This is a genomic window from Streptomyces kronopolitis (assembly GCF_014646275.1).
Lineage (GTDB): Bacteria > Actinomycetota > Actinomycetes > Streptomycetales > Streptomycetaceae > Streptomyces > Streptomyces kronopolitis.
Map to the genome: position 1 here is coordinate 99,344 of NZ_BMND01000004.1, position 13,399 is coordinate 112,742.

Genomic DNA, 13,399 nt, shown 5'->3' on the forward strand with positions numbered 1-13,399 from the left:
ACCGTCGTAGGTATGCTCGCCGCCATGCCGCCCTCCCCCTCGATACGCCCCCCAGGGGCGAAGCCGCCCCTGCGGGACCGCGGTGACGCCTGCCCGGGGGCGCTGCGGCTGCACTCCGCCGCCGACGGGCACCTCGCCCGAGTGCGGCTGCCTGCCGGGGATTTGACGGTGCGTCAGGCAACCGTCCTGGCCGACGCCGCGGACCGGCTGGGCGACGGCCACCTCTCCCTGACCTCGCGCGGCAACGCCGAGCTGCGCGGCCTGCCCGAGGGCTGCGGCGCCGAGCTGGCCGACCTGCTGCGCGACGCCGGACTGCTGCCCTCCGCCCGCCATGAGCGCGTCCGCAACATCCTCGCCTCCCCGCTGGCCGGACTGACCGCCAACGCCCCTGCCCAGGTGCGCCGGTGGGCCCGTGAGCTGGACGGACTGCTCTGCGCGAGCGAGCCGGCGGCCGGGCTGTCGGGGCGGTTCCTCTTCGTCCTGGACGACGGGCTGGGCGAGCTGGCGGGGCTCGGCGGCGATGTGAGCTTGGTCGCAGAAGCGGCCCGGACCGGGGAGCCCGCCGGGGCCGCGGGCACCGCGCTGCTGCGGGTCGGCGACGATCCGGCGGCGCTGCGGATCGCCGGCCCAGACGCCCCGCGGGCCGCGCTCGCCGCCGCCGAGGCCTTTCTGTCCGCCGCCGCGGCGAGCGGCAGCGGCGCCTGGCGGGTCCGCGAACTGCCCGACGGACAGCGGCTGACGGCCCGCGACGTGGCGGCGCGGCTGCACGAAACCGGCCTCACCGCCACATATCTGGCACAGCCACCAACGCCCGCCGCCCCCTCCTCCCCCCGCTCCGCGACCCCCGGGATCGTCGACGGCCCCGACGGCACCGCGGCGCTCTGCGTCCTGGCACCGCTGGGCCGGCTGACCTCCGCCCAGTGGCGGCTGCTGACCGCCGTCGCCGCCGACGACGGCTGCGGCGCGCTGCGGCTGACCCCCTGGCGCGGCCTCGTCCTCCCCGGGCTGCCGGCCGGCGCGGCCGCCGCCCGCCTCTCCGCGCTGGCCGCGGCCGGCCTGATCACCGACCCGGACTCCCCCTGGCACCGCCTCGGCGCCTGCACCGGCCGCCCCGGCTGCGCCAAGTCCCTCACCGACGTGCGCGCCGACGCCGCGGCCGCCGTCACCGCCGGCGCCCGCCTCCCCGCCGGGGAAGCGGCCGACGGCCTGCCCGTCCACTGGTCCGGCTGCGCCCGCCGCTGCGGCCACCCGCACGGCGCCTGGGTGGACGTGCTGGCGACGGAGGAGGGCTACCGGGTGTCGGTCGTCCGACCCGCTGCCGCCCCCGACGACACCCCGGCACCCCCGCCGCACCCCGCCCCGCCGGCCCCGAGCCGCACCCCATGAGCCAGCCCGCACCCGACAACCCCGAGGCCACAGTGACCGCGTTCGACTACGAGAAGGACGGTGCGGCGATCTACCGCCAGTCCTTCGCCACCATCCGCGCCGAGGCGGACCTCGGCGCTCTGCCCGCCGACGTCAGCCGGGTCGCGGTCCGCATGATCCACGCCTGCGGCATGGTCGACCTGGTACGCGACCTGGCCTTCAGCCCCGGCGTGGTGACCGCCGCCCGCACCGCGCTGCGCGCCGGTGCGCCCATCCTCTGCGACGCCAACATGGTCGCCAGCGGCGTCACCCGCAAGCGGCTGCCGGCGGACAACGAGGTGCTGTGCACCCTCGCCGACCCCGCCGTCTGGGACCTGGCCGCCCGGATGGGGACGACCCGCAGCGCCGCCGCCCTGGAGCTGTGGCGCGACCGGATGGAGGGCGCCGTGGTCGCGTTCGGCAACGCCCCCACCGCCCTCTTCCGGTTCCTGGAGATGATCGAGGAAGGGGCGCCCCGCCCCGCCGCCGTCCTCGGCATACCCGTCGGCTTCATCGGCGCCGCGGAGTCCAAGGACGCGTTGGTCGCCCACCCGTCGAAGCTGGACCACCTGGTGGTGCGCGGACGCCGCGGCGGCAGCGCCATGGCCGCGGCCGCGATCAACGCCCTGGCGAGCGAGGAAGAGTGAGCGTGAGCGAGCAGCAGGCACCCGGCAACGACGGCACCCCGCCCGCCCCGGGCCGTCTCTACGGCGTCGGGCTCGGCCCCGGCGACCCGTCCCTGATGACCGTGCGGGCCGTACAGGTCATCGGCGCGGCCGACGTCATCGCCTATCACAGCGCCCGGCACGGACGCTCCATCGCGCGCGCCATCGCCGCCGAGCACCTGCGCGCCGACCACATCGAGGAGGCGCTGGTCTACCCGGTCACCACCGAGTCGACCGACCACCCCGGCGGCTACCGGGGCGCGCTGGACGAGTTCTACGAGTCCGCGGCGGCCCGCCTCGCCGCCCACCTCGACGCCGGCCGCACGGTCGCCGTCATCTCCGAGGGCGACCCGCTCTTCTACGGCTCCTACCAGCACATGCACAAGCGGCTGGCCGACCGCTACCGCACCGAGGTCATCCCCGGCGTCACCTCCATCAGCGCCGCCGCGGCCCGCCTGGGCCGGCCGCTCGCCGAGGCCGACGAGGTGCTGACGATCCTCCCCGGCACCCTGCCCGAGGAGGAGCTGACCGCCCGTCTGGCCGCGACCGACACCGCCGTCGTCATGAAGCTCGGCCGCACCTTCCCCACCGTGCGCCGCGCCATGGAACGCGCCGGGCGCCTGCCGGAGGCCCACTACGTCGAACGCGCCACGATGTCCGGCGAACGCACCGAGAAACTGGCCGACATCGACGCGGAGACGGTCCCGTACTTCGCCGTCACCGTCGTCCCCAGCCGCATCGCGAGCGCGGCCCCCGAGACGGACCCCGAGCCCGGCACCGGTGAGGTCGTCGTCGTCGGCACCGGCCCGGCCGGCCCGCTCTGGCTGACCCCCGAGTCCCGCGGCGCCCTGGCCGCCGCCGAGGACCTGGTCGGCTACACCACCTACCTCGACCGCGTCCCGCAGCGCCCCGGCCAGCGCCGCCACGGCTCCGACAACAAGGTCGAGTCCGAACGCGCCGAACTCGCCCTGGACCTGGCCCGGCGCGGCCGCCGAGTGGCCGTGGTCTCCGGCGGCGACCCCGGCGTCTTCGCTATGGCCACCGCCGTCCTGGAGGTCGCCGCCCAGGACCCGTACCGGTCCATCCCGGTCCGCGTCCTGCCGGGCGTCACCGCCGCCAACGCCGCCGCCGCCCGGGCCGGCGCCCCCCTCGGCCACGACTACGCGGTCATCTCCCTCTCCGACCGCCTCAAGCCCTGGGAGGTCATCGCCGAACGCCTGCACGCGGCCGCCGGCGCCGACCTGGCCCTGGCCCTCTACAACCCCGGCTCCCGCAGCCGCACCTGGCAGGTCGGCAAGGCCCGCGAACTCCTCCTGGAACACCGCGCCCCCGACACCCCGGTCATCCTCGCCCGCGACATCGGCGGCCCCGAGGAATCCGTCCGCACCGTCCGCCTGACCGACCTCGACCCCCACCAGGTCGACATGCGCACCCTCCTCATCGTCGGCTCCTCCCAGACCCAAGCGGTCCGGCGCGACGACGGCACGGAGTCCGTCTGGACACCCCGGAGGTACCCGGAGAACTGAAACCGGCAGGGGCTAACGGGTCATCCGGACAGTTCCCTGCCCCGCTGCAAGCGCTTCTGCCCACCGGAACGCTCGTCGTGACCGGCACGGGCCCGTCCGGCCTTCGTCGCCTTGACCGCGGTCTTCGGCGCCGACGCGCCCGGCCGGGCCCGCAGAAGCTGCGATACGCGCTGGAACGAGACCCCGAGGACGCGACCGGCGTCCCGCTGGCTCAGCGACTCGGTCAGGGTGGCCGCGGCCTGCTGCATCGCCTCCTGGGCGGCCTTCCGCGCGTCCTCGGCAGCCCTCTCGGCCTTCTCCGCCGCCTTGATGGCCCGGACCGCCTCCCGCGGCAGCACCGGCTCGATCCTCACCTCGACGTCCTCGGTCTCGACATCGAGCATGACGGCGATGGCCTCGCGGGCCGCCTCATCCGCCTTGTCGAGGCGCCTGGCCTGGCTGAACACCCCCGGCAGGTCCGGGACCTCCAGGGCCCACCACTCACCCGCGCGGCGCGCCGTGACACGGTAGGAAGTCATCGCCACCACCCTTCTCCGAGTTCCGGTTCGAGCGTCTTGCAGATGCCCTGACCGGTGAGTTCGTTGACTTCGGTGTGCTTGGGGATCACGACGCGGGTGTGGCCGCACACCCAGGTTTGGTGACTGCCCTTCTGGCGGACGAGGTCGAAGGCGACGCCTTGGGCCTTGGCCGCGTCACTGATCTTTTTGATCAGATCCCGGTACTTCATCAGTGTAAGTCCAATGACACTAGACACATCAAGTCAAGCCCAGGTAGACACCTCCCTGCCGCACACAGGACCCGCCCCCCGAGGTGAGCCCCATCGTCATCTCGGACGCGAGGGGAAGTGGCAGGGACGCGACGAAGGCGTCCGAACGGGTGAAGGCGCGAGGCGCGGCACCCGCCGCGAATCCGCCCGGCGCTCAGGCCCCGGCCGCCGCCGCCTCGCGGCGGCAGACCGCGCACCGGTCCGTGCCGTCCCACTCCTCCCAGCCGAAGGCCGCCGGGCCGAAGGACGTGCCTTCGAGTTCCTCGCGCACCGCGACGCGGTAGGCCCATACGGCGTCGAGATACGGGTGGTAGGCGTCGTGGAACGCGGGCGAGGTCTGCCGGGCGCCCGCACCGACGACGCGCTGCAGGACGCGCAGCCGCTCGAACATCGCCTGCCCGGCGCCGGCGATGTCGGTCGTCGCGTCAATGAACAGCCGCTCGCGCACTTCCCGGATCCCGGCGTCACTCAGCGCCGCGCGGGCGGCGGCCTCCGGATCGGCCTCCGCCTCCGGGCTCTGGGCGATCTGCCGCAACCGCGCATGCCCCACCCCGGCGGCCGTGATGAACTCGATGTACACCGCCCGCCGCCGCGCCTCGCCGGTGCGTTCACCCTCGTGACGATGGCGCAGACGATCGGCGAGAACGGTCCCGGAGATCGCGATGACCCCACCGCTCAACGTCGCGAGAAGCGTTCCCCAGTCCATGCGTCCCCCTTGGCGGTGGCGACCTTCACAGTGGCGATGAGCAACAGCCTGACAGGTGCGAGGAAGCTCGCGGGAAGAGCGCCCTGCCCCACAAGTGAGCGTAGGACAGCCGGAGTTGGAACGCATCGGCCCCCGCCCTTGACGGCAGCGGGCCCGCGAGACCCCTCACTTCAGCGCGAACCGGCCCCGCCGAAAAGGCGTCGGAGCCACTCCGCGGCCTCCTCCGGATCCGTCGCGACCGGCACGCCGTCCGGGACGGGCGGGCGCTGGACGACGACCACCGGCAGGGCCGCCTCGCGGGCCGCCGTCAGTTTGGCGGCGGTGGCGGCCGCCCCGCTGTCCTTCGTGACGAGGACGTCGATGCGGTGCTCCCGCAGCAGGGCCCGTTCGCCCTCCGGTGTGAAGGGGCCGCGGTCCAGGAGGGTCGTCATCCGGGGCGGGTAGGGAGGTTCGGGGGCGTCGACGGAGCGGACGAGGAACCAGAGGTCGGTGAGGTGGGCGAAGTGGGCGAGACCCATGCGGCCGGTGGTGAGGAAGACGCGGTTGCCGAGGGCCGGGAGAGCGGCGGCGGCCTCGTCCAGGGAGGTGACCTCATGCCAGCGGTCGCCGGGTCCCGGTACCCAGCCGGGCCTGCGGAGGGCGAGCAGGGGAACATGGGCGGTGCCGGCGGCCAGGGCCGCATGGCGACTGATCGTGTCGGCGAAAGGATGGGTGGCGTCGATGAGCGCGTCCACCGCGTGCTCGCGCAGCCAGCGGGCCTGGCCCTCGGGGCCGCCGAACCCGCCGATGCGCACCTCCCCGGCGGGCAGCCGGGGCGCGGCGACCCGGCCGGCGAGCGAGCTCGTCACCCGCAGGAACGGGTCGGCCGCCAGGAGGCCGGCCAGCCGGCGGGCCTCGGTCGTACCGCCGAGAATCAGGACATGGCGCACCGGGCGGGCTGCGTCGTTCATGGGATGTGGGTTCCTCCGTGGCTGAAGCGCAACCGCAGGGTACGGGGCCGCAGGGCGCGGGCGGGGCCGCGGGGGGCCGCAGCGCGCAGCTCGCGCACACCGGGCTGCGGCACGGCTGGACGACCGGTGCCTGTGCGACGGCGGCGAGCACGGCCGCGTACACGGCGCTGCTGAGCGGCGAGTTCCCCGACCCGGTGACGATCACGCTGCCGAAGGGGCAGACGCCGTCCTTCGCCCTGGCGGTGGAGGAGCTGGCGGCGGGCCGGTCCTCCGCGATGGCGGGCGTGGTCAAGGACGCGGGCGACGATCCGGACGTCACGCACGGCGCGCTGGTGCGCGCCACGGTACGGCCGCTGCCCGCCGGGGCGGGCCTCGTCTTCCGGGCCGGGCCGGGCGTCGGCACGGTGACCCGGCCCGGGCTGCCGCTGGACGTCGGCGAGCCGGCGATCAACCCCGTGCCGCGGCAGCTGATCCGGGAGCATCTGACCCGGGTCGCGGAACGGTACGGCGCGGGGGCGGGCGCGGTGCCGGACGTCGAGGTGGAGGTCTCGGTCGACCACGGGGAGGAGATCGCCCGCAGCACCTGGAACCCGCGGCTGGGCATCCTCGGCGGGCTGTCGATCCTGGGCACCACCGGGATCGTGGTGCCGTACTCCTGCTCGGCCTGGATCGACTCGATCCGGCGCGGGGTGGACGTGGCGCGGGCCGCGGGGCGCCGGCACGTGGCCGGGTGCACGGGATCGACCTCGGAGAAGGTCGCCGTCGCCCTGCACCACCTGCCCGAGGACGCGCTGCTGGACATGGGCGACTTCGCGGGCGCGGTGCTGAAGTACCTGCGGCGCCATCCGGTGGACCGGCTGACCGTCTGCGGCGGGTTCGCCAAGCTGTCCAAACTGGCGGCCGGGCACCTGGATCTGCACTCCGCGCGCTCCCAGGTCGACAAGGGCTTCCTGGCGGAGCTGGCCCGGCGGGGCGGGGCCGACGAGGCACTGGCGGCGGCGGTGGCGGAGGCCAACACGGGCCTGGCGGCACTCCAGTTGTGTGCCGCGGCGGGCGTGCCGCTGGGCGATCTGGTGGCGGCCCGGGCGCGCGAGGAGTCGCTGGCCGTGCTGCGCGGGGCGCCCGTCGCGGTCGATGTCATCTGCATCGACCGCGCGGGGATGGTGGTGGGCCGGGCGGAGCCGCGGGGCCCCGGGGAGAGCGGACGTGGAGCGCCCCTCGGGTGAGGGGCGTCCCCGCGCCGGCGATCAGGTGCGGTAGCCGCGGCTGAGCCGCTGCGCGCAGGCGTCGTCGTTGCCGGTGAGCGCGCCCAGGGCCGTTCTCAGGGCGCAGGCCGTCATCCGCAGCGGGTTGTTGCGGTGGCGCCCCTGGGCCTCGGTGCGCCCGACCCGGCGGTCGCTGCGGCGGTCGCGGAACCGGGCCGCGGAGTCGTAGGTCCGGAACGGGGTGTCGTGCATCCACGGCGAGGCGTCGTGCGTCCGGGGGGTGTCCGAGGACAGCGTGGCGTGGTCCTTGCCGTCCGCGGCGGCGACGGGGCCGCCGAAGAGCGTCAGCACGGTTGCGGCGCCGACCAGGCCGGCGGCGAGTCTGGTACGCATCGTGGCGTACTCCTTTGGCTCGGCCCCCCTATGGATGTCGCAGCTTCCTTACCGGCCCCCGGGAGCCAGGAAACGGCTATTCACCCCGATGCGGTGAGATCACCCACCGGACGGTCCCGGCCTCACGGCGTGTCCGTCGGCGCCGGCTCCGGCTCCGCGCACGGCGCATGCGGGCGCTCGCGGTCGGCCGAGTAGAGGTGGCTGTCGCGGAACTGCTCGGCGCCCAGGGTGCGGCCGACGAGGATGACGGCCGTGCGGACCACCCCCGCGTCCTTCACCTGGCACGCGATGTCGGCGAGGGTGCCGCGCAGCACCAGTTCGTCGGGGCGCGAGGCCATCGCGACGACGGCGGCCGGGCAGTCGGCGCCGTAGTGCGGCAGGAGTTCGGCGACGACCCGGTCCACGTACATCGCCGCCAGGTGCAGGACCAGCAGCGCGCCGCTGCGGCCGAGGGTGGCGAGGTCCTCGCCCTCGGGCATGGGCGTGGCGCGCTGGGCGACCCGGGTGAGGACGACGGTCTGGCCGACGGTGGGGACGGTCAGCTCGCGCTTGAGGGCGGCGGCCGCCGCGGCGAACGCGGGCACGCCCGGCACCACGTCGTAGGGCACCCCGGCCGCGTCCAGCCGGCGCATCTGCTCGGCGACGGCGCTGAAGACGGACGGATCGCCGGAGTGCAGCCGGGCGACGTCGTGGCCCTCCCGGTGGGCGCGGACCATCTCGGCGGTGATCGTGTCGAGGTCCAGCTGCGCGGTGTCGATGAGCCGGGCGCCGGGCGGGCACGCGTCGAGCAGCTCCCGCGGCACCAGGCTGCCGGCGTACAGGCACACCCCGCAGGCTTCCAGCGTCCGGGCGCCGCGCACGGTGATCAGGTCGGCGGCGCCGGGACCCGCGCCGATGAAGTGGACGGTCATGGCTGTCGGTTCTCCTGCGGGGACGGGGACGGTATCGGGGCCGGGGCGTCGGCTGCGGGCTTGACCACCGACCACTGGGTGACCGGCATCGCCTGCCGCCAACCCGTGAAGCCGCCGACCGGCACCGCGTGGGAGACCGCGAGCCGGACCAGTTCGCCGCCGTGGCGGCGGTAGCGCTCGGCGAGCAGCGCCTCGGACTCCAGGGTCACCGTGTTGGCGACGAGGCGGCCGCCCGCGGGCAGCGCCGCCCAGCAGGCGTCCAGCAGGCCGGGGGCGGTCAGCCCGCCGCCGATGAACACCGCGTCCGGCACCGGCAGCCCCGCCAGCGCCTCGGGCGCGGAGCCGGTGACCACCCGCAGCCCGGGCACGCCCAGCGCCCCGGCGTTGCGGCCGATGCGCGCGGCGCGCACCGGGTCCCGCTCGACGCCGACGGCGCGGCAGGAGCGGTGCGCGCGCAGCCACTCGACGGCGATGGAGCCGGAGCCGGAGCCGATGTCCCACAGGAGTTCACCGGGGGCGGGCGCCAGCGCGGCCAGGGTGGCGGCCCGGACATGACGCTTGGTCAGCTGGCCGTCGTGCGCGTAAGCGTCGTCGGGCAGGCCGGGGACGGTGGACAGGTGCGGGGTGCCGGGCGCGTGGACGCAGTCGAGCGCGAGCACGTTGAGGGCGTCGCCGGGCGGCAGGTCCCAGCCCTCGGCCACCCCCTCGGCGATCCGCTCGCGGGCACCGCCGAGCTGCTCCAGCACCCGCACCCGGGTCGGTCCGAAGCCGTGGGCGCGCAGCAGCGCGGCGACCTCGGCGGGGGTGCCGGCCCCCGCGGACAGCACCAGCACCCGGCGGCCGTCGTACAGCGCCCGGACCAGGTTCTCGGCGGGCCGCCCGACGAGCGTGACGACCTCGGTGTCCTCCACCGGCCAGCCGAGGCGGGCGCAGGCGTGGGAGACGGAGGAGGGGTGCGGCAGGATCCGCAGCCCGGGGCCCGGCCCGCCCGCGCCGTCCCGGCCCGCCCGCTCCGCCAGCGCCTCGGTCAGGGTCCGCCCGATCCCGTGGAACATCGGATCCCCGCTGGCCAGCACACACACCCGGCGCCCGGCGTACGCGTCCAGCAGCCCGGGGACGGCGGGCCGCAGCGGCGACGGCCACGGCACCCGCACCCCGCCGCACTCGTCGGGCAGCAGCGCCAGCTGACGGCCCCCGCCGATCAGCACCTCCGCCGCCTCCAGCGCGTCCCGGGAGGCGGCGGGCAGCCCGTCCCACCCGTCGGCCCCGATCCCGACGACACACAGCGGTTCACGAGCGGCCGGTTCGGTCGGTGCGGGACTCACTGCCGGGTACCTCGGGGTCGGGAGGGAACGGTCTTCCGTTCCGGAAGGACGGGAGCCGAACTCTACTGACCGGCCGGAGGGCGGTGGTCCGCGGGGAGCCCCGGCGGGCTCCGGGCGGCCGTCCGCCCGCCGCCCGCCCCTCAGCTCAACAACGCCCGCAGGAACTGCCCCGTGAACAGGAAGGCCGCGCAGAAGCCGACGAGGGCGGGGAGCCATTGCCAGGGGCCGCGGGGGGCGTCGAAGCAGGCCAGGTGGCCGAGGACGGCGAGGACGCCGGTCAGGGCGCCGAGCCAGAAGGGCAGGCCGTCGGGCTGGGTGTACAGGATGGCGACGGCGGCGAGCAGGCCCAGTACCGCCATGATCTGGCCCCTGCCGGGCGCGGGCCGCCGGGTCTCCCCCGTAGCGCTCATGCCGCCGGATGCTACCGGCGCCGGGCCGGCTGCGGCGGTTGCCCACGCCGGAGGTGGCCGGGCGGTCGGCTTCCGCTTCCCGCTCTCCCTGCTTCGGCCCCCACACCTCTCTGACCAGGCACGATCGGCCGTTCGACGGTAATGACAACGGTCACCGGTGCAGCCTTTGGATCTTTCGCCGAAGTGCGGTTTGCTTCCCAGCAGGAGCCGGACCGACAGGAAGCGGAAGGGAGGCGTCCATGACCGAGCACGCCCACAGCCAGGGGCACGACCACAGCCATGCGCACGGTGTCTCGGCGGACACCGACCGGCGCTGGCTGCGCGGCGCCCTCTTCCTGCTGACCGGATACCTGGCCATCGAGGTCGTGATCGGTGTCCTGGCGCAGTCCCTGGCGCTGATCGCGGACGCCGCCCACATGCTCACCGACGCGGTCTCGATCGTGCTCGCCCTGGTCGCGATGCGGCTGGCCGCGCGCCCGGCCCGCGGCGGGTACACCTACGGCCTCAAGCGGGCCGAGATCCTCTCCGCGCAGGCCAACGGCATCACCCTGCTGCTGCTGTCGGCCTGGCTGGGGTACGAGGCGATCCAGCGGCTGATCTCGCCGCCCGCGGTGACCGGCGGGCTGGTGCTGGTCACCGCGCTGGCCGGGGTCGTGATCAATCTGTTCTGCACCTGGATGCTGTCCCGGGCCAACCGCTCCAGCCTGAACGTCGAGGGCGCCTACCAGCACATCCTCAACGACCTGTTCGGGTTCATCGCCACCGCAGTCTCCGGTCTGATCGTGCTGACGACCGGCTTCCGGCAGGCGGACTCGATCGCCTCGCTGGTGGTCGTGGTGCTGATGCTGCGGGCCGGGATCAATCTGGTGCGCGAGTCCGGCCGGATCTTCCTGGAGGCCGCCCCGGCCGGGGTCGACCCGGACGCGCTGGGCGATCACCTGTGCGCCGCGGACCAGGTCGTCGAGGTGCACGACCTGCACATCTGGCAGATCACCTCCGGGCAGCCGGCGCTGTCCGCGCACATCCTGGTGGAGCCGGGCGGCGACTGCCACAAGGTCCGCCGCAGCCTCCAGGAGCTGCTGAGCGGCGAGTACGGCATCGCCCATGCCACCCTCCAGGTCGACCACGTCGGCGAACAGGGCGCGCCCGACGACGTCCTCACGCTCGGCCCGCGGCCCGGCGCCGAGCCGGACCAGGGGCCCGGGCACTGCGCGGACGCCCACGGCCCGGTGCACCGGCCGGGTCCGCACGAGCACTGACGGCGGCCGCCGCCGGGCGTTCCGCCGCTGCCGCCCCCTCACTCGGGTGAACCCGTGCCCGGGAGGGGGCCGCCTGCCGCCGGTGGCGGCGGCCGCGATGCTCCGATGACGGCATGAGAACCGCCGTTGTCCGCACGCTGCTGTGCACCGCCACGTTCCTCGGACCGTCCGCCGCCGCAGCCTTCCCGCAGGCACCACCGCCCGCCGTCTCGGTGTCGGTCGCGGTGACCGACGGGCTCGACGACACCGAGGCCGGCAAGCGGCTCGACTACCGCATCACCGTGCACAACCTGGGGCCCACCGTCGTCCACCGGGCCCGCATCGAGCAGGAGATGCCGGCCACCACGACCTCCGCCACCGCGCCCGGCGCCACCGTCGAAGGCCGGGGCGCGGGCGGGCGGAAGGTGATCTGGCGCTCCGATCTGCCCGCGCACGACATCCAGGTGTTCCGGGCCACCGCCGTGCTCGGCGACCGCCCCGACCTCACCGCCACCGCGGCCCCCGGCAGCCTGCGCGCCGCCGCGACGGTCTGCGTCTACGTCGGCGGCTCCTTCGCGCCCACGGCCTGCTCGGGCGACCTCGACGACATGCCGGAGACGCATCCGGAGGGCGGCGACGGCGACGACTGGGTGTGGTGGGCGGTGGGCGCCGCGGCCGCCGCGCTGTTCGGGCCGGGCGTGGTGCGGGCGGTGCGGCGGCGGACCGCGGCCCGGCGCTGAGCGCGGGCGGGCGCCCGGTCACCCGTTGGCACCGGCCCCGCTCGCGGACGGCGGGGGTTCGCACTTGCCTGGGAGCAGGCCGCGGGGCGCGCCGGGTGGCGCTCCCCGGACCGGCCGAGCCAGGGGACGCAGACCGCAGTGCCGCCAGGAAGGACAGCCGCGATGTCAGCGAGCGCACCCGTACGCCCGGGCGGGCGGGTGCGCGCGGCAAAGCCCTCGCCGCCCGGCCCGCGCCGCCGCCCGCGGAGCCTGGTCGGCGGGGTGCTGCTGCTCGTGGGGGCGGTGCTGCTGCCGCTGGGGCTGGCCGCCGTCCGGGCGCGCACCGAGCTGACCGAGACCGACGGCTATGTGGCGGCGGTGGCGCCGCTGGCCGGGAACACCGCCGTCCAGGAGGCGGTCGTCCACGAGGTGACCGACGGGGTGATGGCCCACGTCCGGCTCGACGGACTGCTGAGGACCGTCCCCCGCGCCGAACGCCCCGCGGTGCGCCGCCACTTCACCCGCGGCATCCGCCAGTACGTGACCCGGCAGGTGCGGCAGGTCGTCACCGGCCACGGCTTCCCGGCGATGTGGAACGGGGTGCACCGCACCGCCCACCGGACCCTGGACGGCAGCCTGACCGCGCCCGGCCGCTCCGCGGTCACCCTCGATCTCACGCCCGTCGTGGAGCGGGTGCGCGGTCAGCTGTCCCACAACGGCATGGGGCTCGACGTCGTGCGCCGGGTGCCGTCGGCCGGGGTGCGGATCGTGCTGCTGAAGGCGCCGGACGTGCCGCGGGTGCGGGCGCTCCACGACCTCGTCCTCACCGGGGCCCGGCTGCTGCCGCCGGCCGCGGCGCTGTGCCTGGCCGGCGGGCTGCTGCTGGTGCGGCGCCGGCGGCGGGCGCTGATCGGCGCCGGGGCGGGCTGTGCGGCGGCCGCCGCGCTGCTGGCCGTGGCGCTGTCACTGCTGCGCCGCCGCACCCTGGACGCGCTGCCCGCCATGGTCTCCCGGCCCGCCGCGGGCGCCTACGCCGACGCGCTCACCGATCCGCTGCTCACCGGGGTCTGGCTGCTCATCGGCGCGGGCACGCTGACCGGCGCGCTGGCCGCGGGCGGCCCGCAGGCGGCCCGGGCGCTGCGCGCACGGCGCGCGGCCCGCGGTGCCGACGGCTGCTGACC

At 75.7% G+C, this 13,399-nt stretch carries 15 protein-coding genes; 7 read left to right on the forward strand and 8 right to left on the reverse strand.

All coding sequences use genetic code 11. The features are described 5' to 3' along the window. Positions 1 to 24: 24 nt before the first annotated feature. Genes cobG through IEY78_RS06610 form a run of 3 tightly spaced genes read left to right on the forward strand, consistent with a single transcriptional unit; the run spans position 25 to position 3,595 of the window. Positions 25 to 1,386, forward strand: a complete 1,362-nt coding sequence (gene cobG, locus IEY78_RS06600; protein WP_373294074.1) for a precorrin-3B synthase — start codon at positions 25 to 27, stop codon at positions 1,384 to 1,386. Continuing rightward, positions 1,383 to 2,051 (forward strand): precorrin-8X methylmutase, encoded by a 669-nt coding sequence (locus IEY78_RS06605; RefSeq protein ID WP_189096632.1) that lies wholly within the window; start codon positions 1,383 to 1,385, stop codon positions 2,049 to 2,051. Before cobG ends, IEY78_RS06605 begins: the two co-directional genes overlap by 4 nt. Beyond that, a complete protein-coding gene (locus IEY78_RS06610) occupies positions 2,048 to 3,595 on the forward strand; it encodes a precorrin-2 C(20)-methyltransferase (protein WP_189096633.1) in 1,548 nt (515 codons plus the stop codon). The genes IEY78_RS06605 and IEY78_RS06610 overlap by 4 nt, the downstream gene beginning before the upstream one ends. 20 nt (positions 3,596 to 3,615) lie before the next feature. Here IEY78_RS06610 and IEY78_RS06615 read toward each other — a convergent pair whose 3' ends face one another. From IEY78_RS06615 to IEY78_RS06630, 4 genes are all read right to left on the reverse strand, one after another. Then, complete coding sequence (locus tag IEY78_RS06615; RefSeq protein ID WP_189096634.1) at positions 3,616 to 4,113, reverse strand: type II toxin-antitoxin system HicB family antitoxin; 498 nt, start codon at positions 4,111 to 4,113, stop codon at positions 3,616 to 3,618. Beyond that, complete coding sequence (locus IEY78_RS06620; RefSeq protein WP_189096635.1) at positions 4,110 to 4,322, reverse strand: type II toxin-antitoxin system HicA family toxin; 213 nt, start codon at positions 4,320 to 4,322, stop codon at positions 4,110 to 4,112. Before IEY78_RS06620 ends, IEY78_RS06615 begins: the two co-directional genes overlap by 4 nt. Positions 4,323 to 4,515: 193 nt before the next feature. Further along, positions 4,516 to 5,067, reverse strand: coding sequence for a CchlQ (locus tag IEY78_RS06625; protein ID WP_189096636.1), 552 nt, complete (start codon positions 5,065 to 5,067; stop codon positions 4,516 to 4,518). A 170-nt stretch (positions 5,068 to 5,237) separates the two neighbouring features. Next, complete coding sequence (locus IEY78_RS06630) at positions 5,238 to 6,017, reverse strand: cobalt-precorrin-6A reductase (protein WP_189096637.1); 780 nt, start codon at positions 6,015 to 6,017, stop codon at positions 5,238 to 5,240. A gap of 17 nt (positions 6,018 to 6,034) precedes the next feature. Here IEY78_RS06630 and IEY78_RS06635 point away from each other — a divergent pair, with 17 nt between their 5' ends. Then, the gene (locus IEY78_RS06635) at positions 6,035 to 7,243 is read left to right on the forward strand and encodes a cobalt-precorrin-5B (C(1))-methyltransferase (RefSeq protein WP_189096638.1); all 1,209 of its coding nucleotides are present in this window, start codon (positions 6,035 to 6,037) and stop codon (positions 7,241 to 7,243) included. Positions 7,244 to 7,264: 21 nt separating this feature from the next. Here IEY78_RS06635 and IEY78_RS06640 read toward each other — a convergent pair whose 3' ends face one another. The 4 genes from IEY78_RS06640 to IEY78_RS06655 form a co-directional block, all read right to left on the reverse strand. Continuing rightward, positions 7,265 to 7,615 carry a hypothetical protein gene (locus tag IEY78_RS06640; RefSeq protein WP_189096639.1) on the reverse strand — a complete coding sequence of 117 codons (351 nt, stop codon included), beginning with the start codon at positions 7,613 to 7,615 and terminating at the stop codon, positions 7,265 to 7,267. Between the two features lie 122 nt (positions 7,616 to 7,737). After that, complete coding sequence (gene cobM / locus IEY78_RS06645; RefSeq protein ID WP_189096640.1) at positions 7,738 to 8,526, reverse strand: precorrin-4 C(11)-methyltransferase; 789 nt, start codon at positions 8,524 to 8,526, stop codon at positions 7,738 to 7,740. Further along, positions 8,523 to 9,851 (reverse strand): precorrin-6y C5,15-methyltransferase (decarboxylating) subunit CbiE, encoded by a 1,329-nt coding sequence (gene cbiE / locus IEY78_RS06650; protein WP_189096641.1) that lies wholly within the window; start codon positions 9,849 to 9,851, stop codon positions 8,523 to 8,525. Before cbiE ends, cobM begins: the two co-directional genes overlap by 4 nt. A gap of 140 nt (positions 9,852 to 9,991) precedes the next feature. Next, positions 9,992 to 10,261 (reverse strand): hypothetical protein, encoded by a 270-nt coding sequence (locus tag IEY78_RS06655; RefSeq protein WP_229699746.1) that lies wholly within the window; start codon positions 10,259 to 10,261, stop codon positions 9,992 to 9,994. A 239-nt stretch (positions 10,262 to 10,500) separates the two neighbouring features. On the opposite strand from IEY78_RS06655, the gene IEY78_RS06660 reads away from it, so the two are divergent. From IEY78_RS06660 to IEY78_RS06670, 3 genes are all read left to right on the forward strand, one after another. After that, the gene (locus IEY78_RS06660) at positions 10,501 to 11,520 is read left to right on the forward strand and encodes a cation diffusion facilitator family transporter (protein WP_189096642.1); all 1,020 of its coding nucleotides are present in this window, start codon (positions 10,501 to 10,503) and stop codon (positions 11,518 to 11,520) included. A 113-nt stretch (positions 11,521 to 11,633) separates the two neighbouring features. After that, positions 11,634 to 12,239: a hypothetical protein gene (locus IEY78_RS06665; RefSeq protein WP_189096643.1), complete on the forward strand. Its 606-nt coding sequence runs from the start codon at positions 11,634 to 11,636 to the stop codon at positions 12,237 to 12,239. Positions 12,240 to 12,401: 162 nt separating this feature from the next. Further along, a complete protein-coding gene (locus IEY78_RS06670) occupies positions 12,402 to 13,397 on the forward strand; it encodes a hypothetical protein (protein ID WP_189096644.1) in 996 nt (331 codons plus the stop codon). The last annotated feature ends 2 nt before the right edge of the window (positions 13,398 to 13,399 follow it).

What these genes read in the sequence shown, in the direction of transcription:
- cobG (WP_373294074.1), top strand. Translation starts at nt 25, where the DNA reads ATGCCGCCCTCCCCCTCGATACGCCCCCCAGGGGCGAAGCCGCCCCTG.
- IEY78_RS06605 (WP_189096632.1), top strand. Translation starts at nt 1,383, where the DNA reads ATGAGCCAGCCCGCACCCGACAACCCCGAGGCCACAGTGACCGCGTTC.
- IEY78_RS06615 (WP_189096634.1), bottom strand. Translation starts at nt 4,113, where the DNA reads ATGACTTCCTACCGTGTCACGGCGCGCCGCGCGGGTGAGTGGTGGGCC.
- IEY78_RS06620 (WP_189096635.1), bottom strand. Translation starts at nt 4,322, where the DNA reads ATGAAGTACCGGGATCTGATCAAAAAGATCAGTGACGCGGCCAAGGCC.
- IEY78_RS06625 (WP_189096636.1), bottom strand. Translation starts at nt 5,067, where the DNA reads ATGGACTGGGGAACGCTTCTCGCGACGTTGAGCGGTGGGGTCATCGCG.
- IEY78_RS06630 (WP_189096637.1), bottom strand. Translation starts at nt 6,017, where the DNA reads ATGAACGACGCAGCCCGCCCGGTGCGCCATGTCCTGATTCTCGGCGGT.
- IEY78_RS06640 (WP_189096639.1), bottom strand. Translation starts at nt 7,615, where the DNA reads ATGCGTACCAGACTCGCCGCCGGCCTGGTCGGCGCCGCAACCGTGCTG.
- cobM (WP_189096640.1), bottom strand. Translation starts at nt 8,526, where the DNA reads ATGACCGTCCACTTCATCGGCGCGGGTCCCGGCGCCGCCGACCTGATC.
- IEY78_RS06655 (WP_229699746.1), bottom strand. Translation starts at nt 10,261, where the DNA reads ATGAGCGCTACGGGGGAGACCCGGCGGCCCGCGCCCGGCAGGGGCCAG.
- IEY78_RS06660 (WP_189096642.1), top strand. Translation starts at nt 10,501, where the DNA reads ATGACCGAGCACGCCCACAGCCAGGGGCACGACCACAGCCATGCGCAC.
- IEY78_RS06665 (WP_189096643.1), top strand. Translation starts at nt 11,634, where the DNA reads ATGAGAACCGCCGTTGTCCGCACGCTGCTGTGCACCGCCACGTTCCTC.
- IEY78_RS06670 (WP_189096644.1), top strand. Translation starts at nt 12,402, where the DNA reads ATGTCAGCGAGCGCACCCGTACGCCCGGGCGGGCGGGTGCGCGCGGCA.